Source organism: Chryseobacterium sp. TB1-D10 (assembly GCF_059803555.1).
In genome coordinates this window covers 298321-320032 of the sequence record NZ_JAPFHB010000003.1, presented here as the reverse complement: position 1 = coordinate 320032, position 21712 = coordinate 298321, and the positions used below count along the sequence as shown (strand labels likewise).

General features: G+C 37.3%; 20 protein-coding genes. 11 read left to right on the top strand and 9 right to left on the bottom strand.

Annotated features, from left to right (window positions below):
• Positions 1-25: 25 nt before the first annotated feature.
• The 6 genes from OPU68_RS06000 to OPU68_RS05975 all read left to right on the top strand — a co-directional run bounded on the left by OPU68_RS06000 (position 26) and on the right by OPU68_RS05975 (position 8863).
• Entirely contained in the window at positions 26-1390 is a 1365-nt protein-coding gene (locus OPU68_RS06000; RefSeq protein WP_498473092.1) for a sensor histidine kinase, read from the top strand.
• Positions 1391-1763: 373 nt separating this feature from the next.
• Positions 1764-3011 carry a TolC family protein gene (locus OPU68_RS05995; RefSeq protein ID WP_498473091.1) on the top strand — a complete coding sequence of 416 codons (1248 nt, stop codon included), beginning with the start codon at positions 1764-1766 and terminating at the stop codon, positions 3009-3011.
• Positions 3011-4093, top strand: a complete 1083-nt coding sequence (locus tag OPU68_RS05990) for an efflux RND transporter periplasmic adaptor subunit (protein WP_498473090.1) — start codon at positions 3011-3013, stop codon at positions 4091-4093. Before OPU68_RS05995 ends, OPU68_RS05990 begins: the two co-directional genes overlap by 1 nt.
• Before the next feature lie 118 nt (positions 4094-4211).
• Positions 4212-7310 (top strand): efflux RND transporter permease subunit, encoded by a 3099-nt coding sequence (locus OPU68_RS05985; protein ID WP_498473089.1) that lies wholly within the window; start codon positions 4212-4214, stop codon positions 7308-7310.
• A gap of 496 nt (positions 7311-7806) precedes the next feature.
• Positions 7807-8430, top strand: a complete 624-nt coding sequence (locus OPU68_RS05980; protein ID WP_498473088.1) for a peptide deformylase — start codon at positions 7807-7809, stop codon at positions 8428-8430.
• 88 nt (positions 8431-8518) lie between these two features.
• The gene (locus tag OPU68_RS05975) at positions 8519-8863 is read left to right on the top strand and encodes a phage holin family protein (RefSeq protein ID WP_498473087.1); all 345 of its coding nucleotides are present in this window, start codon (positions 8519-8521) and stop codon (positions 8861-8863) included.
• A 70-nt stretch (positions 8864-8933) separates the two neighbouring features.
• On the opposite strand, the gene trpA is transcribed toward OPU68_RS05975, so the two are convergent.
• The 9 genes from trpA to OPU68_RS05930 form a co-directional block, all read right to left on the bottom strand.
• Entirely contained in the window at positions 8934-9668 is a 735-nt protein-coding gene (gene trpA / locus OPU68_RS05970) for a tryptophan synthase subunit alpha (protein ID WP_498473086.1), read from the bottom strand.
• Between the two features lie 107 nt (positions 9669-9775).
• Complete coding sequence (gene trpB, locus OPU68_RS05965; RefSeq protein WP_498473085.1) at positions 9776-10954, bottom strand: tryptophan synthase subunit beta; 1179 nt, start codon at positions 10952-10954, stop codon at positions 9776-9778.
• Positions 10955-11016: 62 nt separating this feature from the next.
• A complete protein-coding gene (locus OPU68_RS05960) occupies positions 11017-11697 on the bottom strand; it encodes a phosphoribosylanthranilate isomerase (protein WP_498473084.1) in 681 nt (226 codons plus the stop codon).
• Between the two features lie 18 nt (positions 11698-11715).
• Positions 11716-12495: an indole-3-glycerol phosphate synthase TrpC gene (gene trpC, locus OPU68_RS05955; RefSeq protein WP_498473083.1), complete on the bottom strand. Its 780-nt coding sequence runs from the start codon at positions 12493-12495 to the stop codon at positions 11716-11718.
• A 129-nt stretch (positions 12496-12624) separates the two neighbouring features.
• Positions 12625-13611 (bottom strand): anthranilate phosphoribosyltransferase, encoded by a 987-nt coding sequence (trpD, locus tag OPU68_RS05950; protein WP_498473082.1) that lies wholly within the window; start codon positions 13609-13611, stop codon positions 12625-12627.
• Positions 13612-13613: 2 nt separating this feature from the next.
• Positions 13614-14180 (bottom strand): anthranilate synthase component II, encoded by a 567-nt coding sequence (locus OPU68_RS05945; protein ID WP_498473081.1) that lies wholly within the window; start codon positions 14178-14180, stop codon positions 13614-13616.
• On the bottom strand, positions 14177-15595 hold the full coding sequence (locus tag OPU68_RS05940) for an anthranilate synthase component I family protein (RefSeq protein WP_498473080.1): 1419 nt from the start codon (positions 15593-15595) through the stop codon (positions 14177-14179). The genes OPU68_RS05945 and OPU68_RS05940 overlap by 4 nt, the downstream gene beginning before the upstream one ends.
• Before the next feature lie 237 nt (positions 15596-15832).
• Positions 15833-17386, bottom strand: a complete 1554-nt coding sequence (locus tag OPU68_RS05935; RefSeq protein ID WP_498473079.1) for a choice-of-anchor J domain-containing protein — start codon at positions 17384-17386, stop codon at positions 15833-15835.
• A gap of 140 nt (positions 17387-17526) precedes the next feature.
• Entirely contained in the window at positions 17527-17994 is a 468-nt protein-coding gene (locus tag OPU68_RS05930) for an acyl-CoA thioesterase (RefSeq protein WP_498473078.1), read from the bottom strand.
• A 195-nt stretch (positions 17995-18189) separates the two neighbouring features.
• Between OPU68_RS05930 and OPU68_RS05925 the strand changes: the two genes are divergently transcribed.
• The 5 genes from OPU68_RS05925 (at position 18190) to OPU68_RS05905 (ending at position 21707) form a co-directional block, all read left to right on the top strand.
• Positions 18190-18552: an arsenate reductase family protein gene (locus tag OPU68_RS05925; protein ID WP_498473077.1), complete on the top strand. Its 363-nt coding sequence runs from the start codon at positions 18190-18192 to the stop codon at positions 18550-18552.
• A 216-nt stretch (positions 18553-18768) separates the two neighbouring features.
• Positions 18769-19977, top strand: a complete 1209-nt coding sequence (locus OPU68_RS05920) for a DUF763 domain-containing protein (protein ID WP_498473076.1) — start codon at positions 18769-18771, stop codon at positions 19975-19977.
• Between the two features lie 535 nt (positions 19978-20512).
• On the top strand, positions 20513-20848 hold the full coding sequence (locus OPU68_RS05915; RefSeq protein ID WP_498473075.1) for a type II toxin-antitoxin system RelE/ParE family toxin: 336 nt from the start codon (positions 20513-20515) through the stop codon (positions 20846-20848).
• The gene (locus OPU68_RS05910; RefSeq protein WP_498473074.1) at positions 20832-21137 is read left to right on the top strand and encodes a helix-turn-helix domain-containing protein; all 306 of its coding nucleotides are present in this window, start codon (positions 20832-20834) and stop codon (positions 21135-21137) included. The genes OPU68_RS05915 and OPU68_RS05910 overlap by 17 nt, the downstream gene beginning before the upstream one ends.
• A gap of 12 nt (positions 21138-21149) precedes the next feature.
• Positions 21150-21707 carry a hypothetical protein gene (locus OPU68_RS05905; protein WP_498473073.1) on the top strand — a complete coding sequence of 186 codons (558 nt, stop codon included), beginning with the start codon at positions 21150-21152 and terminating at the stop codon, positions 21705-21707.
• The last annotated feature ends 5 nt before the right edge of the window (positions 21708-21712 follow it).

Here is a 21712-nt window from a genome sequence, read left to right as displayed (position 1 = left end):
CATTTATCACTTATAATTCATAAAAATGTCTCTCAAACGTAGAATAGCAATCAGTCTTAGCATCGCATTTTCCTTGATTTTCGGGATTATGATGTTTATAGTTTACGTTTCTTTCAATGATTTTAGACGAGATGAATTTAAGGAGCGTTTTCAGAAACGTTTGGTTTTTACAGTAAATTTTATTGAGAAATCCAGAGATTTTGAGCGGGAAGCACCTATATTCTTTGATGAAAATTCCGACAACGTTTTGCTGAATGAAAATATTATGATTTTCAATGCAGAAAAACAACTGGTTTACAGTACTTTGAAGGACAAAAAAATCACTTGGGACGAAAATCTTTTAAACCGGCTGGACAAAGAGAAAACAGTTTATATAGAACATTCTGCACCAGAAATCTATGCAACACTCCGAAATATCAATGGCGATAATTATTACATTCTTACAAGTGCTCAGGACGTTACGGGAGAGTCAAAACTTGACTTTTTGAAATATATGCTGATATTTTCTTATGTTGTCAGCATACTTTTGATTTGGTTTTTCTGCTATTATATTATTTCGAAATTTTTAGAACCTTTGGAAATTCTGAAAGCGGACATTTCGGAAATCAGCGTTCATAAGTTGAACACACCTGTTTTGGTCAAAAATCCAAAAGATGAAATTGGCGTTTTGGCAACTTCTTTTAATCTGATGACCAATCGATTGAATGACGTTTTCCAGTCCCAGAAAGACTTCAATTCCAGTGCAGCCCACGAGATGCGGACACCGTTGACGAGAATGGCTTTTCAGCTGGAGAATCTGATCCAGCTCGAAAATCATTCACCGAAAACCAAAGCCACCTTGAAGCAGATGCTTTTGGACGTTCATCAGTTGTCTGACCTTACCATATCATTGCTTTTACTTTCAAAGTTTGATAAAGAAGGTATTGCAAGTGTGTATGAAGAAGTCAGAATTGACGAAGTAGTTTTTGACGCTTTCGAAAAAGTAAACCGCAATTTCCCGGACTTCAAAATGGATTTTCAGATCGATGAAGAAAGTGTAGAAGATTCAATTTTGACAGTGAAAGGTGTGAAATCTCTTCTCGAAATCACTTTTGTCAATTTATTTAAAAATGCAGCTTTGTATTCAGATAATCAGGAAGTTGATATTTCCATAAAAGAAACAGAATTCCGAATCATTGTCAATGTTTTCTCCAAAGGAACCATCATTCCAATTTCTGAAAGAGAAAAACTCTTTGAAGCCTTTATGCGAGGCAGCAATTCTCAAAACAAATCCGGTTCTGGCCTTGGTTTGCGCATCGTAAAACGCATTTTGGAATATCACAAAGCTGAGATTTCTTACAATTCACTTTCCGACAAGGAGAATCTTTTCACAGTAATTTTTAATAAATAATATTTTAATTGGGCAGCTTTTTCCGCCTTCCGCTCCCAATCTTTTTTGCACGACGATTTCACATCAGATAGAACTCGAGTACAAGCAAAAAAGGATTTCCGCTCAAGTCGGGCTGCAGCTTCGCCAGGTTGAGGATTTCCCTATCAATCAAACTTTTGTAAATCAATTCAAATTAGCAAAATCTGCTGAATCTGCGAGAAAATCATAAATCTTTCCTGAGCGAAGCGCCTTTGCGCATCTTAAAATATTTTCAATAAGTTCAAAAAATCTTTGCGCGCTTTGCGTTCAAAACCACAATTAAGTTTTTTTTAAGTCTCATTTAAGTCCGTTTTAATCGAAGTAAAGCATTTTTGCAAAACCAAAACGAGATAAAATGAATAAAATAACAACGCTGGTGTTATCCGTTTCGGCATTTGTTTGTCTATCCGGACAGCAGCAGATGTCTCTTCAGGATTGCGAATTAGCATTTCAAAAAAACAACCTTCAAGTTCTCGCCGCGCAGTACAATATCAATATGGCAGACGCCGATATTATGCAGGCCAAGATCTGGGAACTTCCACAAATTAGCGGTTACGTGAATGCTTATAATCCCGAAGACAAACGCGTTTTCGACGTTGGACGTGCAAAAGGCGCAGAGATCACACAACTCATATATCTCGGTGGAAAAAAGAAAAACGAAATCCAGTTTGCAAAATCCAACAAAGAATTATCTCAATTACAATTCAATCAATTGTTGGTCGACCTAAGATCTCAACTTCGGGAAACGTATTACAACCTGATTTACGAGCAAAAAAAACAGATCAGCATCGATGGACAACTGAAATATATGAATGAGCTTTTGGCAGCTTATAAAGTTCAGACAGACAAAGGAAATATTTCTTTAAAAGATTATGTAAGACTTCAAAGCATCGTCATTCAATTGAATAAGGACAAGATTGAAATCAATAATAATATTCTCGCTTTTCAGCAAAATATGAAGATCCTGACAGGTATTTCAGACAATATTCTCCCTAATATTTCCAAGCTTGACGAGAATGATATTTTGATTTCTCAACCTTTTGGCGACTTGGAGATCCTTAAAGAAAAAGCTTTAGTTAATAATGCCGATTACCTTTATAATCTGAGACTTATCGATAATAGTAAACTCTTCGCCCAATGGCAAAAATCACTTAACACACCAGACTTAAATCTCGGAGCTGAGTACGATCAAAACTCAGGAACATTTAAAAATGAAATTAATCTGAAAGTCGGAATCCCAATTCCACTTTGGAAAGCGAATAAAGGAAATGTTGAAAAAGCAAAATATGCCATTCAGCAAAACGAGAAAAACTCAGAATATCAAAAACTGAATCTCGAAACGCAGGTAGAATCTGCCTACCAGACCTGGAAAAATCAATACGACCAATATTTCGAACTGAAACCTGTGGATGTTGAAAATCTAAATACAGTTTATAATGGCATCCTCAAAAACTTCCGAAGCGGAAATATAAGCCTGATGGACTTCACGGACTTCCTGGAAAGCTACAGACAAACGGTTCTGCAGATCTACGAAATGAAAAAACAGATTATGATTTCCGCAGAACAGCTCAATCAATTAGTACAAACCAAAATCTTTTATTAATGCAAAAAATTATTATTCCGATCATCTTAACACTCAGTTTACTTTCCTGTTCCAAAAAAGAAGAAACTGTACCGGAAGTAGCAAAAGGTTTTGAACTGAGCAATACAATGCTGAAGTCCACAACATTCGCAAAAGTGGAAAAGAAATTCATTGAGGACGAATACAGCTTCTACGGAAAGATCTCTGCCGATAAAAATACCTACATCGATATTTTCCCTTTGGTTGGCGGCAATGTCTTAAGTGTGAATGTTGAATTAGGAGATTATGTCCACAAAGGGCAGGTTCTGGCAACCATCAGAAGTACGGAATTGGCGGAAGTTCAGAAGGATGTCAGCGATGCAAAAACAGATTTGTTGGTCGCAGAGAACAATCTACGCGTTGCCAAAGAAATGTACGCAGGCAAACTAAACACGGAAAAAGATATTTTGGAAGCACAAGGTGAAGTTCAAAAAGCCAAAGATGCTTTGCATCGATCCAACGCCGTGAGCACCGTTTACAATGTGAAAAGAGGAAATATCTACAGCGTGATCTCGCCGATCAATGGCTACATCGTTCATAAAGACATCAATAAAGATATGGAGCTCAGAAGCGACCGAAGCGAGAATATCTTCGACGTTGCAAATACCAAAAATGTATGGGCAATAATGAACGTCAACGAAGCGGATATTGATAAGATCAACCTTGGAATGAAAGCCCAGGTTTCCACATTGTCTTACCCGGATAAAGTCTTTTTTGGTAAGATCGATAAGGTCTTCAAGATCATCGACCCAGATACCAATTCTATGCAGGCTAGGGTGGTTCTAGATAATTCCCAAGGCTTATTGATCCCGGAAAGTAAAGCAACTATTAGAGTTTCTTCTGCAGAAAATGAAACCGCTTTGGCCATTCCGTCCAGCGCTGTGATTTTCGATGACAACCGATATTTCGTAGTGGTTTACAAATCACAAACGGATATTAAAGTTAAAGAGATCAAAATTCTAAAACAAAATTCCCAAAATACCTATGTCACCAGTGGACTTTCCGAAGGAGAAACCGTGGTGACCAACAATCAATTGTTGATCTACCGCTCTTTGAATAACTAATATTTAAAGCTTTTCCGATAAACCATCAAGGTTTAATATCAATAGCCGTAAGTTTTACCTACGGATCAATATTAATATGAATAATCATAAATAAAAATTGTGATTCAAAATATAAAATATGAACAAATTCATAAAAAGTATCATAGGATTTTCCCTTAAAAATAAAGCGTTCACATTCATTTGGGTGGCGATTCTGGCGGTTGCCGGTTTCATCAGTTTCAAGAATATGCCGATTGAAGCTTTCCCGGATGTGACGAATACACAAATCGTCATCATCACGCAGTGGAACGGGCGAAGTGCAGAAGAAGTGGAACGATTCGTCACCACACCAATTGAGTTGGCGATGAGTCCCGTCCAGAAAAAGACAAGCGTCCGAAGTACCACAATGTTTGGACTTTCTATTGTTAAGATCTTGTTTGAGGACGGCGTAGACGATATTTTCGCTAGAAATATGGTCAACAACCAATTGCGAACCGTGAGTTTACCGGACGAAATAGACCCGGAAGTTCAGCCACCTTACGGTCCAACCGGAGAGATTTACCGTTATACATTAGAAAGCAAAGACCGCGATTCCAGAGACCTTCTGACACTCCAAACCTGGGTGGTCGACAGAGCCTTGCGAAGTGTTCCCGGTGTTGCGGACGTTAATGTTTTCGGAGGTCAGGATAAGGTTTTTGAATTAAGTATCGATCCACGGAAACTGGACAAATATAACCTGACACCAGCCGAAGTTCTGGAAGCGGTAACAAACAGCAACCTCAATGTCGGCGGCGATGTCATCGAGAAAAGCGGTCAGGCTTATGTGGTTCGTGGAATTGGTCTGGTAAAATCAATTTCAGATATAGAAAATATCACCGTTCACAATGACAGCGGAAATCCAATTCTTGTCAAATATGTGGCAGACGTTCACGAAGGTTCGATGCCGAGAGTTGGACAAGCTTCTCTCAATAATCAGAATGACACCGTGGAAGGAATCGTCGTGATGAGAAAAGGCGAGAATGCACAGGAAGTTCTGAAACTGGTAAAAGCCAAGATCGATGAACTGAATACCAAAATTCTCCCGAAGGATGTCAAAATGAGAACTTTCTATGACCGCCAGAACTTGATGGATTTTACAACCAATACGGTTATGCACAATCTTTTGGAAGGGATTATTCTCGTAACAGTCATCGTATTGATCTTTATGGCAGATTGGCGAACGACATTGATTGTTTCCATCATCATTCCATTGTCCTTACTGTTTGCCTTTTTTTGTCTGAAGATGGCCGGAATGAGCGCCAACTTATTATCATTAGGTGCAGTCGATTTCGGGATTATCATTGACGGTGCTGTCGTGATGGTCGAAGGATTATTCGTGATGCTCGACCACAAAGCAAAGAAGTACGGCATGGAACGTTTCAACAAAATGGCAAAAGCGGGTTGGATCAAACAGACAGGAACCGGATTGGGGAAAGCGATTTTCTTTTCAAAATTAATTATCATTACATCTCTTTTACCAATCTTTTCTTTCCAAAAGGTTGAGGGTAAAATGTTTTCCCCGCTGGCATTCACTTTAGGTTTTGCATTGCTTGGTGCATTGATATTCACATTGACTTTGGTTCCTGTGATGTCGCATTTGCTCTTAAAGAAAAATGTAAAGGAAAGACACAACCCATTCGTGGAATTCTGGGACAAATATGTGATGAGAGGTTTGAATTTCACCTTCAGATATAAGAAAATAAGCCTTGTGGTTTCAACTGTGGTTTTAGCGATCACTTTATTTTCAGCAACATTCCTGGGAACCGAATTCCTACCGCAGTTGAATGAAGGTTCACTTTGGATCACTGCCGAGATGCCGATGAGTTCGTCCTTAGACAAATCTTTGGTCACAGCCAATGAACTCAAAAAAGACATTATGAGTTTCCCTGAAGTGACCGATGTTCTGGCGCAAACGGGCAGGAGTAATGATGGAACCGACCCGAATGGATTTGGTTTCGTACAGTTCGCCGTGAGTCTCCAGCCAAAAGATGAATGGAAACGGAAAATCACTTATGATGAATTGATCGAGCAGATCGATAAAAAACTGAAGAATTACCAAGGCATCACCTTCAATTATTCTCAGCCCATTTCCGATAACGTTGCCGAAGCTGTCGCAGGTTTCAAAGCGGAAAACGGAATTAAGATCTATGGTGACAATCTTCATACTTTGGACAGATTGGCGGAAGAAGTCCTGGCTTCTATCAAAAATGTGGATGGTGTGAAAGAACCTGGAATTATCAAGAATATTGGGCAGCCAGAAATCAGTGTGGTTTTGGACAGAAGCAAAATGGCGGCGTATGGCGTATTACCAGCAGATGCGCAAGCTGTTTTGGAAATGGCTTTTGGTGGAAAGACTGGTTCCGAGATGTTTGATGGCGAACGAAAATTCCCGATCAGATTGCGTTATGCTCAGGAATACAGAAAGAATGAAGAAGATATAGCTTCCTTGATGGTTCCAACCCAGGACGGTGCGAAAATCCCATTGAAAGAGATCAGTACGATTGAGAAGGAAAACGGGGCAGCTTTCATTTACAGAGATGATATTAAACGTTACATTGGTGTCAAGTTCTCTATCCGTGACCGTGATCTTGGAGGAACGATTGCCGATGCTCAGAAGAAAGTAGATAAGATCAAATTGCCGGATGGCTATTCAATTGGATGGACCGGACAGTTTGAGAATCAGCAGAGAGCAACCAGCAGATTGGCGCAGGTGGTTCCGATCAGTATCATTGGGATTTTCTTCCTTCTGTTCATTCTTTTCGGAAATATGAAAGACTCACTTTTGGTTTTGGCGAATGTTCCGTTTGCTTTGATTGGCGCCATCATCGCACTGCATTTAACTAATATGAATTTTGGAATATCCGCTGGCGTCGGGATGATTGCCCTGATTGGGATCTGTATTCAGAATGGTGTGATTTTGATCTCCGAGTTTCATCAAAATGTCAAGAACGGATTATCCCTGGATTCCTCCATTATGGAAGGCGTGAAAGTAAGAACACGACCAGTTGTGATGACCGCTTTGATGGCATCCATCGGACTTCTGCCAGCAGCACTTTCCACCGGAATAGGATCGGAATCTCAGAAACCTTTGGCGATTGTCATCATTGGTGGCCTGATTACCGCAACAATATTGACCCTATTGATCTTCCCGATCATCTTCTGGATTTTCAACAGAAGGAAAAATGAAGTGGTTATCTAGTGTGCGCCCGAAGCCTCATAAAAACTAAGTTATAGTTGTTAGTTTCTCTCTAGTTTGCGTTCTTCCGAATCATTTCGGGGGAACATTTTTTTTTAAATAATTACTATCAAAATTGAAGATCGAACTGATGCTTTGTCTAAATCATCAATATCTTTTAATCAATTCATCAAGTTGATTTTCTTAATTCATCAAGATGAGTTTATAAATTCGTCTTGATGAATTTGATGCTTTTTGCGAATGCTTTATCCATCGGACTTGGCGAAGGCTTATTTTTAGATGTCAGAATGCTTCAGATTTGGTTTAAATCTTAATTCAAAATGCTAAAAGTTTCAACCTTGCGCAGCGCACCCCGGGCTGAGTGGAGCTCTTTTTCTGTCATTGCGATTGTGAAAAAGTTCAAATAGAATGAGCCACTTCTTTCGCAATGACAGAAAAAAGCGGGAACGGAGCACGGATAAGGGGCCCAAAATATTTATCTTTGAAATAAAAATAGAAGATGCGGAATTTTACGGTTTTAATATTAATGTTTTTGGGAACGCTTGCTTTTTCTCAAAAATTCTCGAAAGAAGAAAAAGAATTGATCCTTGCCGGAGATGTCAAAACTGCTTTGCCGATTTTCCAGACTGATAACGAAGCACAACATCAAGTTTTGTTGGCAACGTCTGAGGAAATATCACCAAAGGATAAAAATCTGCCAATCCTGATCGAGAGGATGAGGCTGGCTTTGGCTGCAACGGGCGGTGGCGTTGGGATTGCGGCACCTCAGGTTGGCATCAACAGGCGAGTAGTGCTGGTTCAGCGGTTTGACAAAGAGGGCGCGCCGGTGGAATATTTTATCAATCCGAAGATACTTTGGTGGTCAGAACTTCTGAACAAAGGTCCCGAAGGCGACCTGTCGATAGAAACTTTCCGTGGTGATTTCTACAGAAGCTACAGCATTCGACTGGAATATTGTGACCTCGAAAACAAGAAGCACGACGAGATGGTGGAAAGTTTCACCGCCGTGATTTTCCAGCACGAGATAGATCATCTTTCCGGTATTTTGATTTCGGACAAAATGGAGAAGGAGAAAGATTTGCAGTTCAATGAAATGAAGATTTACAAAAAAACTAAATACTAATTGAAAGCAATCAGCCAAAAGCTATTTGCCAAAAGCTGTTTAGGTCTGGTTTTTGAATAGAAAATTCCAATCAATTAAATATAAAACTATGAACTTTATTATTCGTTTGCTGATCACCGCTATATCAGCTTTTATCCTTAGCAAAGTCCTTACAGGCGTACATTTTGACGGCTTTATGTCGACTATTATTTTTGCCATTGTTTTGGGAATCCTCAACCTGATTGTAAAACCAATTCTGTCGATTCTGTCACTGCCAATTACGATCATCACACTTGGCTTATTTTCGTTTGTAATCAATGCATTAATAATTCTTTTAGCAGATTACCTAATGGACAGTATGAGTATCGATGGCTTCTGGTGGGCGCTTTTGTTCAGCATTTTACTGTCACTGGTCACATCAGCTTTTTCAACCATCTTCGAAAGCAACGATTAAAAATAAAAAAGAGTTTCAGTGATTGAAACTCTTTTTTTATTCATTAATAATTAAAATTAGATATTGTTTTTTAATTATTAATGCCTTCTATAAATGCTTTTCCTTTAGTTTCCCAATCTTCATTTTCAAGAAGAACCTTCACGAATGCCGTTCCGATGATGCCGCCTTGCGCTTTCTCGGTTACGCTTTCAAAATCAGCTTTATCCTTGATTCCGAATCCGATGAAAACTGGATTTGTCAAGTTTAAAGAAGCCAATCTATTTAAGTAATCTTCGTTTTTCAAAACGGCGTTTGCGTTTCCGGTAGTGGAAGATGAGCTTACGGCGTAAAGGAATCCGGAACTCAAAGAATCCAGATATTTGATTCGCTCTTCCGAAGTTTCCGGCGTTACGAGAAATGTAAAATTGAGATTGTATTTCTTTAAAATCTCGCCGTATTTTGTTTCAAATGCAATTGGTGGAAGATCAGGAATAATCAATCCCGAAACACCAACTTCCGCACATTTCTGGCAAAAGTTTTCAAACCCGAATTGCAAAACAGGATTCAGATAACCCATCAAAATCTTAGGAATAGTCACAGAATCTTTAACTTCAAGCAGCTGATCGAATAGTTTTTTTATACTCATTCCGTTTTTCAAAGCCAATGAGTGTGCATCTTGAATCACAGGTCCATCAGCAACTGGATCAGAATACGGAATTCCAATCTCCATCATATCCGCTCCAGAATCCTGAACCAATCTGGCGATTTTTCCTGTGTCTTCCAATTGTGGAACGCCCGCGGTGAAGTATATGTTTAGTTTTTTCATTTTTGATTGTATTAAGTATTGATGTATTAATGTAAAATGTATTAATGTATTAATGTAAAATGTATTACGATCCTTCTGGTCATTAATACATAAATACGTTTTACATTTTACAGATTTTTCAAATAAGTTTCCATATCCTTGTCGCCACGGCCACTAAGGCAAATCACAACAACATCATCTTTCTCGAATTTCTTTTTATCCAAAACTGCCAAAGCGTGTGCGCTTTCCAAAGCCGGAATGATGCCTTCAATCTTCGTCAGTTCAAAGGCAGATTTCAAAGCTTCATCATCATTAATGCTAAAAAACTCAGCTCTGTTTTCTCTGAAAAGATTGGCGTGCATCGGACCAATTCCGGGATAATCCAAACCTGCGGAGATAGAATGTGGCTCAATAACTTGTCCGTCCTCAGTCTGCATTACAAGACTCTGGCTTCCGTGTAAAATCCCTAAAGTTCCAAGAAAAGTGGTCGCTGCCGACTTCCCAGAATTGACTCCAAAACCACCAGCTTCGGCCGCAATGATTTTTACGTCTTTTTCATTCACATAATGATAAAAAGTTCCAGCTGCATTGCTTCCGCCACCAACACAGGCAATCAGGTAATCTGGATTTTTCCTGCCAATTTTTTCGTGCAATTGTTCTTTAATTTCCTTCGAAATCACACTTTGAAATCTCGCTACCAAATCAGGAAACGGATGCGGACCAACAACACTTCCAATGATGTAATGCGTCGTTTCCGGATTATTGATCCAATCTCTTAAGGCTTCATTCACAGCATCTTTCAGAGTTTTGGAACCTGATATAGCAGGAATTACCGTTGCACCAAGCATTTTCATTCTTGCAACGTTCGGCGATTGTCTTGCAATATCGACTTCGCCCATATAAACGATGCATTCCAAGCCTAACAAAGCACAAGCTGTCGCAGTTGCAACGCCGTGTTGACCGGCTCCAGTTTCTGCAATAATTCTATGTTTACCAAGTTTCTTAGCTAGCAAAGCTTGCCCCAAAGCATTGTTGATTTTATGCGCTCCTGTGTGATTCAGATCTTCTCTTTTCAGATAGATTTTAGTCTGATATTTTTCACTTAGATTTTTTGCAAAATAAAGTGGAGTAGCACGTCCAACATAATTCTTCAGCAAATCCTGAAACTCGGTTTGGAATTCTTCGGATTCTATGATCTGGATGTATTTTTCCTGCAGTTCGGCAACATTTGGATACAACATTTCCGGAACGAAAGCGCCTCCGAAATCGCCGTAATAGCCGTTTTTATCTGGGTTTTGAAAGTTCATATTTTTCTTGTATTAATGTATTATGTAAAAAGTACAATGTATTGATTTGAATTAAATACATTTTACAAACTACTTTTTACTTTGTACAATTGTAATTCTTTTATTTTTTCTAAGTCTTTATTTCCCGGTTCAACCTCAAATTTTGAATTGATGTCGAGAGCAAATGGTTGAATGTTGATGGTTGACAGTTGATGGATGTTTTCTAATGAAATGCCACCACTTAAGAAATAGGGAATTGGGATTTCGATTTCGTTAAGAATATTCCAAGCGAAGGTTTTTCCGGTTCCTCCGAATGCTTTCGAGTCTGTATCAAATAGGAGATAGTTGATGGTTGATGGTTGTCGGTTGATGGTGTTTTGTAATTCGTCAGGTGTTTGATTTCCGATTCGTATTACTTTAATAATTTTAATTTCTGAATTTAGTTTTTCTCTTAATTCTGAAATATAATCTTCCGTTTCATCACCGTGAAGTTGGATGAAATTTAAATTTGCCTTTTCCGAAATTTCAATAATATTATCCAAATCTTCATTCACAAAAACACCAACTTTTCCTGAATGTTCAATGTCTGAAATTTGTTCTAAACTCAAATGATTCAAAACATATCTTGGTGATTTGTCATAAAAGATAAAGCCTAGGAAATCAATTTTCAAATCAATTAATTCTTTAATTTGGTCGATTTTGGTCAATCCGCAAACTTTAACTTGTAATAGGCTTTTGGCTTCTGGCTTTTGGCTCTCCATCATTGGTAAACTGTTAAACTTTTAAATTGATACATTTGAAACAAATTCTCCAAACTTCTTCCCTGGATTTTCATCTTTCATAAAATATTCGCCCATCAAAAATCCATCAAACCCTTTCTCTTTTAGGAATCTAAAATCTTCTTCGTTATAAATTCCGCTTTCAGCTATCGATAGAATATCTTTTGGAAGCTGATTTTTCAAATTGACAGAATGTTGCAAATCAACCTTGAAATCCTTCAAATTTCGGTTGTTGATGCCTACAAAATCCACATTTTTATTAATATGAACGAGTTCCTCTTCTGAATGGATTTCCAATAAAACTTCCAATTTTAATTGATGAGCCAATTCTGTAAATTCTGAAACCTGAGTCGGAGAAAGGCAAGATGCAATCAACAGAATAACATCGGCTCCGATTGATTTTGCTTCGTAGAACTGATATTCATCTACCATAAAATCTTTTCTCAAAATCGGAATATTGATGTGATTTCGAACGCTTAAAATATCTTCAAAACTTCCTCCAAAAAAATCTTTATCTGTCAATATAGAAACGGCACTTGCTCCAAATTTTTCATATTGAGAAACGACTTCCAGTGGCAAAACTTTATCATTGATGATTCCTTTGCTCGGCGATTGTCTTTTGAATTCTGTAATGATCCCTGATTTTGATTTCAAGGTTTCTTTTAATGAAAAAGTTTCTCTTCCAAAAAATTCTGAATCTTTCAGTTGTTCAACAGAAATCTTGGATTTTGAACCTGCAACTTCTTGTTTTTTTCTTTCTATTATTTTATCTAAAATTGTCATTTCTTTCGACTAAACTTTATATTTATATTGAATCCGCGACCCGACCTGAGTGGAGCTCATTTTTTGTTGCTGGAAAAGCAAAGGCAAAAAATAGCGGGACGGAGGGCGGAAATTGTCGCCATAATAATTCTAATTAATAATATTCTTCAAACTTTGTAAGGCTTTTCCACTTTCCAAACTTTCTTTTGCAAGCGCTAAACAATCATCGTAACCGCCATATTTTTGCGTATTCAAAAGAGCAATTGAGGCGTTTGCCAAGACAACAGAGTTCTGTTCCTCAGTACCTTTTCCTTCAAGAATATTGATGAAGATCTTGGCAGATTCTTCTTTTGAATGACCTCCGAAAATACTTTCCGGTTCGATGTTTTTGAATTTCAAATCTTCCGCGGAATAGATTTTTTCGCCCGACTTATTGAAGATTTTTGTGTCGCCAGTTAAAGAAATTTCGTCATAACCATCCAAAGCATGAACCAGCATAAACTCGCTTTTTTGCTGTTGCAAAAGGTATTGATAGACGCGAGCAATCTCGAGATTTGCTACGCCAATCATAGAATATTTTGGTTTCGCAGGATTTACCAACGGTCCCAAAATATTGAAAAACGTTTTAAGTCCCAATTGTTTTCTCAATGGCGCGACGGATTTCAACGCCGGATGAAAAAGTGGTGCGTGGATAAAGCAGATGTTTCCCTTTTCCAAGTCGGCTTTCAAATCTTCAGAATTATCTTTGAATTTGTAACCTAATTCTTCAAGAACATTAGAAGAACCGGAAATTGATGACGCTCCATAATTACCTTGCTTAGCCACTTTTTGTCCGGTTCCGGCAACAATAAAACTCGCCAAAGTCGAAATGTTGAACGTGTTTTTTCCGTCGCCACCAGTTCCGACAATGTCAACCAAGTCGTTCGTTCCCAAATCGATAGGTTTTGCCAATTGAAGTAGAGCTTCACGGAATCCTGTGAGTTCTTCTAAAGTAATACTTCTCATCAAGAAAACTGTGATGAAAGAAATTACTTCGCTTTCATTGAATTTATTTTGTGAGATTTCTGTCAATATTGCTTTGGCTTCTGCTCGCATCAAAGTCTGATGGTTGAAGAGATATTGTAATATTTGTTTCATTTTTAGTTCAGTAAGAAATTTTCTAAAATCTTTTTCCCATTAGGTGTCAAAATACTTTCCGGATGGTATTGTACAGCGTGAATATCATAAGATTTGTGTTTCAAACTCATAATCATGCCGTTTTTATCAACACTTGTGATCTCTAATTCTTCCGGGAAATCTTCTGTATTGACTGCCCAGGAATGATATCTTCCTACTTCCAAAGTTTCTGGTAGATTTTTGAAAATGTGATGTTCCTTGATTTGAATTGCTTCAGTAGCAACACCATGATAAATTTCAGAAAGATTAATCAAACTTCCGCCAAAAGCTTCCGCAATCGCCTGTTGTCCAAGACAAACCCCGAAAATAGATTTGGTTGGCGCATATTTTTTTATTAATTCCAATAAAATTCCAGCTTCTTCCGGAATTCCTGGTCCTGGAGAAAGGATGATCTTATCGTATTTTTCTATGTCTTCCAAAGCGATTTTGTCATTTCTGAAAACGTCTACTTCTGAACCAACAATTTGTTCAATGATTTGTACCAGATTGTAAGTAAAACTATCGTAATTGTCAAAAACTAATATTTTCATAATTTCTCTGCTTTTAAAACTGCTTTTTTCAAAGCCCCTAATTTATTGTTCACTTCTTGCAATTCACTTTCTGCAACGGATTTGGCTGTGATTCCAGCGCCTGCCTGATAAAATAATGTGTTGTTTTTGCTAAGGAATGTTCTGATCATAATTGCCTGGTTGCAACTTCCGTCGAAGCCAACAAAACCAATACATCCTGCATAATAACTTCTTGATGTTTTCTCGTGTTCATCAATCAATTGCATTGCTCTGTATTTAGGTGCGCCGCTTAAAGTTCCTTGTGGAAAGGTGGTAGCAATCATTTCGTAAGGATTTTGCCCATCTTTTACATCAGCAATAACCTCCGAAACCATATGAATTACGTGAGAGAAAAAATGAATTTCCTTCAATTTAGAAACCGTTGTGTTTTTCCCGTGAATGCTCAAATCATTTCTTGCCAAATCTACCAACATCGTGTGTTCGGCATTTTCTTTCGGGTCTTTTTTGAGTTCTTCTGCGGATTCCAAATCTTTTTCGATGTTTCCAGTTCGTTTGAAAGTCCCTGCGATTGGATGAATTATGGCTTTTCCGTTTTTGATAATCAACTGACTTTCGGGACTTGACCCAATTAATTTATAATCACCGTAATCGAAGAAGAATAGGTAAGGAGATGGATTGATATTTCGCAAAGCACGATAAACATTGAACTCGTCACCCTGGAACTTCTGCTCAAATCTTCTGCTCAAAACCAATTGGAAAACATCGCCACGGAAACAATGTTTCTTTGCAAATTCTACCGATTCCAGAAACTCTTCATCTTTTAAATTTGAAGTCTCTTCTGCGGTGATTTCAAATGGAAAAACGGGTGCATTTTTTTGATTGATGAAGTTTTCTATCGTGGAAAGTTCCGATTTTAAACCATCGATTTTGTTTTCAATTAAGAACATTTCGTCGTTGTGATGGTTGATTGCGATCACGTATTGATATAATCTGTAACGCATCAACGGAATTTTATTTTCTTCAGAAAGCTCTTTGAATTTGATGTTTTCGAAGAACGGAATTGCATCGTAACTTGTATATCCAAAAAATCCCTGCGCACTTTTCCCAATCTCGTGGTTTGGTTTTTCACATTGGAAACTGTTGGAAAATTCCTGAAGCAAATCGGATAATTTTTCGTTTTCCAATTGGATCTTTTGTGGATTTTCCAATGGGAATTTGAACTCAGCTTCGTGGTAATCTCTGATTTCGATTCCTGCAATGGCGTTAACACAAATGAAAGAATAGGAGTTTTCCGAGTTTTGATTTCCCGCATTTTCCAGAAGAATCGTATCACGAAAGTTGTCGCGGAGTCGCAGGTAAATTCCGATTGGCGTGAATAGGTCTGCCAATTGGGATTTTACGGTGGTTTTTACTTTTATGGTTTTACTGAATTTCATCAGATTAATTTTAGAATTTTAAATAAAAAAAAGACTTCAACAAAAATGTCGAAGTCTTATTATGATTGAGTTATAGTTAGTTCAGAATTTAGAACACCGATAAGTCTTTCAGACCCGACAAAGAGTTAGAAAGCCACCACCAGTTATTTTTGTTCATACGTTTCATTGGGACAAATTTAGAAATGATTTTTAATTCTACAACTATTTTTTTGAAATAATTCTAAACCAACTTCACAATTATTTTATAACCTTCTGACTTGTAATAGATTTGTTTGTTTCAATTTTAACTAGATATGAACCTTTTGGATAATTTTTAAAGTCAACAGAGTTACTGTTTCCGTTGATTGTTTTAAGTAATTTTCCGTCTAAAGAATATATTTGTACCAATTTGATAGTTTCATCAGTTTTAATATTCAATTGATTAACAACAGGATTTGGATAAACTTTGATATTGGTTTTATTGACATCACTCACGGCTAAAATACTTTTTGAGAAACTGATATTATCTAATCTCAAAGCCGTTGTTGTCACAACTTTCGGTGTCGTATTACCAAATCCGATGTAATAAACTTGGTCGGCTGTTGCTGTGTAACTAACGGTAAATTCTGTGTAAGTTTGCTGAGAAACAGTTTGAGTCTTAAGGTTTTCAATAATGTTATTTTTGTCCGGAGCACTTGCTACAGCTACTTTCAAAGTCACTGGGTCGGCAGATTCATTTCCGATGGATGTGTAATATTTTGCTGTAACCGTTTCGCCATTTTTCAGGTAAATAGGATAGGAAAAAAGCCAATCGTTTTTTCCAGCGGTAGATGTACTTGTGTTGTTATAAGCATATCCACTTCCGTTTTGAGCAACAGTTTGATTTTCTCCCATCAACCAAGTGCTAGAAGCCCAACCGTCTGAATCATATTCGCCAAAATTCTCAACTGTTTTTTCAAAATCATAAGTGTAAGGCAATTCTGTAGGTGTCCAAACTGATTTTGGTCCAGCCCAGCCAGATCCGCAATCTGCATTTTTTAAATAGAACTGATATCTTTTTCCTGATTGCAAATTATCGAAAGCTTTGGTTGTAGAAGAAGTTGTTCCCTTTGAAGAAACTGAAGTGTCAAAAGTCGTCAATCCTGTGTCATAACTTGAAATTCCAGAAGTTGCAGACCAATTGATTGTAAAGGAATTCGGTTTCAAATTAGATGATGAAAATCCGTCTAAAGAAGGCATCACACAATTTGCAGATTGGCTGATATACAAATCATCCAAAGCCAGATAAGTACCACTATTGGTATTATTAATGAAAGCTAAATAGATCGTTTTTCCTTTGTAAGCTGAAAGGTCCAAAGTATGACTGGCGTAGTCGAAAGGCTGCTCGCCATCAATTTGAGTAAGTGTAGTCGTGAATGATTCTGCATTATCATTAGTCTCAGAAACTTTTACAGCGTAAGAATCTGTGAATTCAAAATCATAAGATTTCCCCTTCCAATAAAGCGTTGGATTTCCCTCATTCGGGATTGTAATGGCCGGCGTGATCAACCAATCATTAGCCTGACCTTCCGGATCGTAATATGAAGTACTGAAAGCAATTTTGTTGTCATAACCGTCATAGAACTGAATCCACGCTTCTGTATTGAATTCCTGAACTTGTCCCCATTCCGGAACTGTAAAGCCGTCTGCATTGATGGTTTTAAATTGTGATAAAGGTGTTCCGTTGTTGTTCTCGAAACCTGCATTGAAAACCTGCGCATTGATATTGACCACTAATGATAAAGCCAATAAACTGATAATTTTTCTGTTCAATTTAAATATATTTTTAATTTCGCATCAAATTTAAATATTGTTATTCGGATTGATATAATGGTATTCGTTAAATTTCTTCAATTTAATATAATTATGAAAGTCCGAATTTCAACAATAATTAGCTTTGATTGTCAAATATATTATAGAAAAGGTTTCATTTCGTCTTCTATGTCGCGTCGAAGATTCATTAGTTTGATGGCATAATCCTGCATATAAATTTCTTGTTTTTCGGTTGGTGTCCATTTCGGAACTTGGACAGATTTTCCATTCTCGTCTACGGCTACAAAAACGATGATGCAGTGAGTACGCTTTTCGAAGGTCTTTTCTTTCACATTTCGGGAAAATACATCAATAGAAATATGCATACTCGAATTTCCTGTGTAAATGATTTTGGATTCTAATTTTACTATTTCTCCAATTTTAATTGGTTTGTAAAATCTTATTCCGCCGACATAGACCGTTACGCAATAACTTGATGACCAATTGCTTGCACAGGCATATCCAACCTGGTCTATCCATTTCATCACACTTCCTCCGTGTACATTGCCACCAAAATTAACATCGGTAGGTTCGGAAATAAACTGAAAAGTAATTGGTTTGTTGTCCATTTTTAGAAAATTAAATTCAAATGTAAGGTTTTTTAGGAGGATTGAACTGAATACGGATAAAGCTGGGCAAATAATACTTAAAGAAAGTTAAACTTGAAACTTAAAATGCAGTAGATGAGGGATTGAGCAGTTTTGCAATATAAGATAACTGGCTGACATAGTACTCATGTGAAAAAAAATCCATACTTTTGCAAAATGAAAAAAGTATTTTATCTTAAAACTTGCGATACCTGTAGAAAAATATTAGGACAATATGACACTAGAGACTGGGAGCTTCGCGAAATCAAAATCAACCCTATTACCGAGGAAGAAATTGAAGATATGTACAAATTGGCTGGCTCTTATGAAGCCCTTTTCAATAAGAAATCGAATCAGATAAAACTACAGGAGCTTGATCCAAAAACCCTTCAGGAAAAAGATTACAAAGAATTGCTATTGGACCACTACACGTTTTTGAAACGTCCGGTTTTCCTTACAGAAGAAGAAATCTTCGTAGGCAGCGACAAAATAAATCTTGGTAAATTAAAAGATTATTTCCTTTCTAAGAAAGAAAATTAAGCAATAAAATTTGTACAGTAAATCAATCCGGAGCATAATCGTTTCGGATTTTTTTGTTTTTTGGTTCTAGCAGATTCTGCAGATTGAGCAGATTTATAATATTGAAAAAAATCTGCTCAATCTGTAAAATTTGCGAGCCATTTTTTACTTTTAATTCTAAATCTGGTTTCAGAATTTTGAATGCGAAAAAACAAAATTTAGTCGTAATTTCACACAATGAAACGTTCCGGAACCGCAGATTTGCCTTTACATTACGGTCAGGTTCCGCCTTGGCTTTATGAGCGGATGTCCAAACTTGGGCTCGCCGTCGTGGAAGTAATCCTTGCCGATTATGGTAAAGATGAAGTTCTAAGAAGGCTCGCAGATCCGTTTTGGTTTCAGAGTTTTGGAGCGGTGATGGGAATGGATTGGCATTCTTCAGGAATCACGACCTCTGTGATGGGCGCTTTGAAACGTTCCATCAATCCGAATTCTAAATCACTGGGAATCTACATCGCTGGTGGAAAAGGAAGATTCTCCAAAGAAACACCGAACGAGCTTCTGAAAATTGCAGATTCCACAGGACTTGACGGCACGGAGCTCGTGCGTTGCAGTAAACTTTCTGCAAAGGTTGATAACACGGCTATCCAAGATGGTTATCAGCTTTATCTTCATAATTTTATTTTGTCGGACCAAGGGAATTGGGCGGTTATTCAGCAAGGAATGCACGATTCTGATGGAACTGCTAGGCGTTATCACTGGCTTTCCGAGAATGTCAGTTCTTTTGTGAATGAGCCTCATACGGGAATTTCTGGCGTGAATCGTGGGAATATTCTCAATCTGACTTCTGCTCAAGCTGAACAAAGCAGAAATGGTATTGTGGACATCACAAAAACCGATTCGGAGAAATGGATGCAGGATTTCCAACGCTTGATTTTGCCGGCGCATCACGAGGTTTTGGCCAGTGATGTGGATATGAAAAAACTCGGAAATATCCTTTGGCTTGCGAGGGAGAATCAGCCTGAGAATTTTGAGGAATTGCTGATGCTGAAAGGCGTTGGTCCCAGAACGATGCAGTCTCTGGCGCTTGTGAGTGAAGTGATTCACGGTGCGCCGTCGAGATTTACAGACCCTGCGCGGTTTTCTTTTGCGCACGGCGGGAAAGACGGTCATCCGTTTCCTGTGCCTACGAAAACCTATGACGAAACCATTTCTATCCTAAGAACCGGCATCGAGAAATCTAAGTTGGGGAATACGGATAAAGGCCAGGCCATCAAGAAACTTCACGAGATTGCTTTGAGAACGGAAGCGAACTTTACGCCGGATTTTAACCTTGAAGAAGTGATAGAAGAGGAGCGACAAAACTCGTGGCAATATGGTGGGAAAACGGTTTTTGGTGATGCGAAGCCGGGGAAGAGTCGTGGGATTCAGTTGAGTTTGTTCTAGTTTTAAATTATGCCTTTTCGCATATACATGATGCCTTGTTGCTTTTGCATGACGCCTTGTTGACTGTACATGATGTCTTGTTGAAGTTATATGATGCCTTGTTGATTTTGCATGATGTCTTATTGCATTTACATGATGCCTTGTTGACTTTACATGATGTCTTGTTGTAATGAAATTGTGTCTTGTTGTAATTAGATTGTCTCTTGTTGCAATTGAATTGTGTCTTGTTGAAGAAGCGTTATAAAATATTGGACGAATTTTCTATATGTACGTTCTGACGATGTGACCATTATTTTAGATAAAAATTGGATATTATTTTACGAGAATTTTGAAGTTGCGAATGTTTGGACTTTGAAATGAAATCTTTCTAATGGGTACGAGCAAGATGCTCGCACCAGCGTTGGGGGAAACCGAATGGTGGGATTCAGTTGAGTTTGTTTTGATTTTCAGTATTTTGTTTTATTAATCTAAAACTTTCTATTCTTTTTGTTTCACTTTAGTGAAACTTTTGTATTTTTGTTTTGTAAACACAAATATGAAATATAGAAAAGTAACATTTTTCAAAAACTACTTTCAAGATTTCTTCGAAAAGCAGACAGCAAAAGTAAAAACAAAAATTGTTTGGACTTTTGAATTGATTGAAGATTTGCAAAGAGTTCCGGAAACTTATCTTAAACATCTGGAAAATACGGACGGACTGTACGAAATCCGTGTGCAGGCTGCGAGTGATATTTTTAGAATTTTCTGCTTTTTTGACGAAGGTAAACTAATTGTTGTGGCAAACAGCTTTAAAAAGAAAACGCAGAAGACACCTAAGGAAGAAATAGAAATGGCATTAAAAATTAAAAAAGAATATGAAGACAGCAAATAAAAACCTAACAACTCTTGATGAGTTCAAAGAGAAAAATTTTGGCAAACGTGGCACAAAAGAACGTGACGAACTTGAAGCTGGTTACGAAAATTTTAAGATTGGAGCGCTCATCCACGATACACGTTTAGAACTTGGAATGACACAACAAGAATTAGCGGAAAAAGTTGGAACGACTAAATCCTACATTTCAAAAATTGAAAATAACCTAAAAGAAACGAGAATTTCTACGCTTCAAAAGATTGTTGAACTTGGTTTTGGTGGACGGTTGGAATTGAGTATTAAGATTTAATTGGAAATTTTTATGAATAGATATTTGTATGATAATTTGACAGTTGAAGTCTTTAATGACTCAAAATTTTCTCTCAATTCAAATGATAATTTGAATGTTTATAAGAATATCTACTTTGGTGAAGATGCTGAAAAATATCCTAGTTCAAAGCACGGAATTAGATTAATTGAGAATGGTGAAGAAATTAATAATTGTCTAATAATAGGTTCTGGTGGCGGAACAGGTATTTATGAAAATTCTTCGATTTTAGATAATAATAATCTTCTTGTTTGTTGTTCCGATTCTGTCTTTTCTATTTCGATATTAGATTTAAAACTGAATTGGATTAAGAAATTAGATATGGCAACTTGTTTTAAAATACTCAGGATTGAAAATGATTTTGTTGTTCACGGAGAGTTGGAAATTACAAGAATTGATAGTTTAGGAAATGTAATTTGGCAATTTGGTGGTGCTGATATTTTTGTTTCTTTGGATGGAGAAGATTCTTTTCAGCTTAATGAAAATCATATTGTTTTGAGGGATTTTAAGGGAACAAAATATGCAATTGATTTTGATGGTGAACTCATATAATTTAA

What these genes read in the sequence shown, in the direction of transcription:
- trpD (WP_498473082.1), bottom strand. Translation starts at nt 13,611, where the DNA reads ATGAAACAAATATTACAATATCTCTTCAACCATCAGACTTTGATGCGA.
- OPU68_RS05990 (WP_498473090.1), top strand. Translation starts at nt 3,011, where the DNA reads ATGCAAAAAATTATTATTCCGATCATCTTAACACTCAGTTTACTTTCC.
- OPU68_RS06000 (WP_498473092.1), top strand. Translation starts at nt 26, where the DNA reads ATGTCTCTCAAACGTAGAATAGCAATCAGTCTTAGCATCGCATTTTCC.
- OPU68_RS05945 (WP_498473081.1), bottom strand. Translation starts at nt 14,180, where the DNA reads ATGAAAATATTAGTTTTTGACAATTACGATAGTTTTACTTACAATCTG.
- trpA (WP_498473086.1), bottom strand. Translation starts at nt 9,668, where the DNA reads ATGAAAAAACTAAACATATACTTCACCGCGGGCGTTCCACAATTGGAA.
- OPU68_RS05920 (WP_498473076.1), top strand. Translation starts at nt 18,769, where the DNA reads ATGAAACGTTCCGGAACCGCAGATTTGCCTTTACATTACGGTCAGGTT.
- OPU68_RS05960 (WP_498473084.1), bottom strand. Translation starts at nt 11,697, where the DNA reads ATGATGGAGAGCCAAAAGCCAGAAGCCAAAAGCCTATTACAAGTTAAA.
- OPU68_RS05985 (WP_498473089.1), top strand. Translation starts at nt 4,212, where the DNA reads ATGAACAAATTCATAAAAAGTATCATAGGATTTTCCCTTAAAAATAAA.
- OPU68_RS05975 (WP_498473087.1), top strand. Translation starts at nt 8,519, where the DNA reads ATGAACTTTATTATTCGTTTGCTGATCACCGCTATATCAGCTTTTATC.
- trpB (WP_498473085.1), bottom strand. Translation starts at nt 10,954, where the DNA reads ATGAACTTTCAAAACCCAGATAAAAACGGCTATTACGGCGATTTCGGA.
- OPU68_RS05930 (WP_498473078.1), bottom strand. Translation starts at nt 17,994, where the DNA reads ATGGACAACAAACCAATTACTTTTCAGTTTATTTCCGAACCTACCGAT.
- OPU68_RS05925 (WP_498473077.1), top strand. Translation starts at nt 18,190, where the DNA reads ATGAAAAAAGTATTTTATCTTAAAACTTGCGATACCTGTAGAAAAATA.
- OPU68_RS05915 (WP_498473075.1), top strand. Translation starts at nt 20,513, where the DNA reads ATGAAATATAGAAAAGTAACATTTTTCAAAAACTACTTTCAAGATTTC.
- trpC (WP_498473083.1), bottom strand. Translation starts at nt 12,495, where the DNA reads ATGACAATTTTAGATAAAATAATAGAAAGAAAAAAACAAGAAGTTGCA.
- OPU68_RS05905 (WP_498473073.1), top strand. Translation starts at nt 21,150, where the DNA reads ATGAATAGATATTTGTATGATAATTTGACAGTTGAAGTCTTTAATGAC.
- OPU68_RS05995 (WP_498473091.1), top strand. Translation starts at nt 1,764, where the DNA reads ATGAATAAAATAACAACGCTGGTGTTATCCGTTTCGGCATTTGTTTGT.
- OPU68_RS05980 (WP_498473088.1), top strand. Translation starts at nt 7,807, where the DNA reads ATGCGGAATTTTACGGTTTTAATATTAATGTTTTTGGGAACGCTTGCT.
- OPU68_RS05910 (WP_498473074.1), top strand. Translation starts at nt 20,832, where the DNA reads ATGAAGACAGCAAATAAAAACCTAACAACTCTTGATGAGTTCAAAGAG.
- OPU68_RS05940 (WP_498473080.1), bottom strand. Translation starts at nt 15,595, where the DNA reads ATGAAATTCAGTAAAACCATAAAAGTAAAAACCACCGTAAAATCCCAA.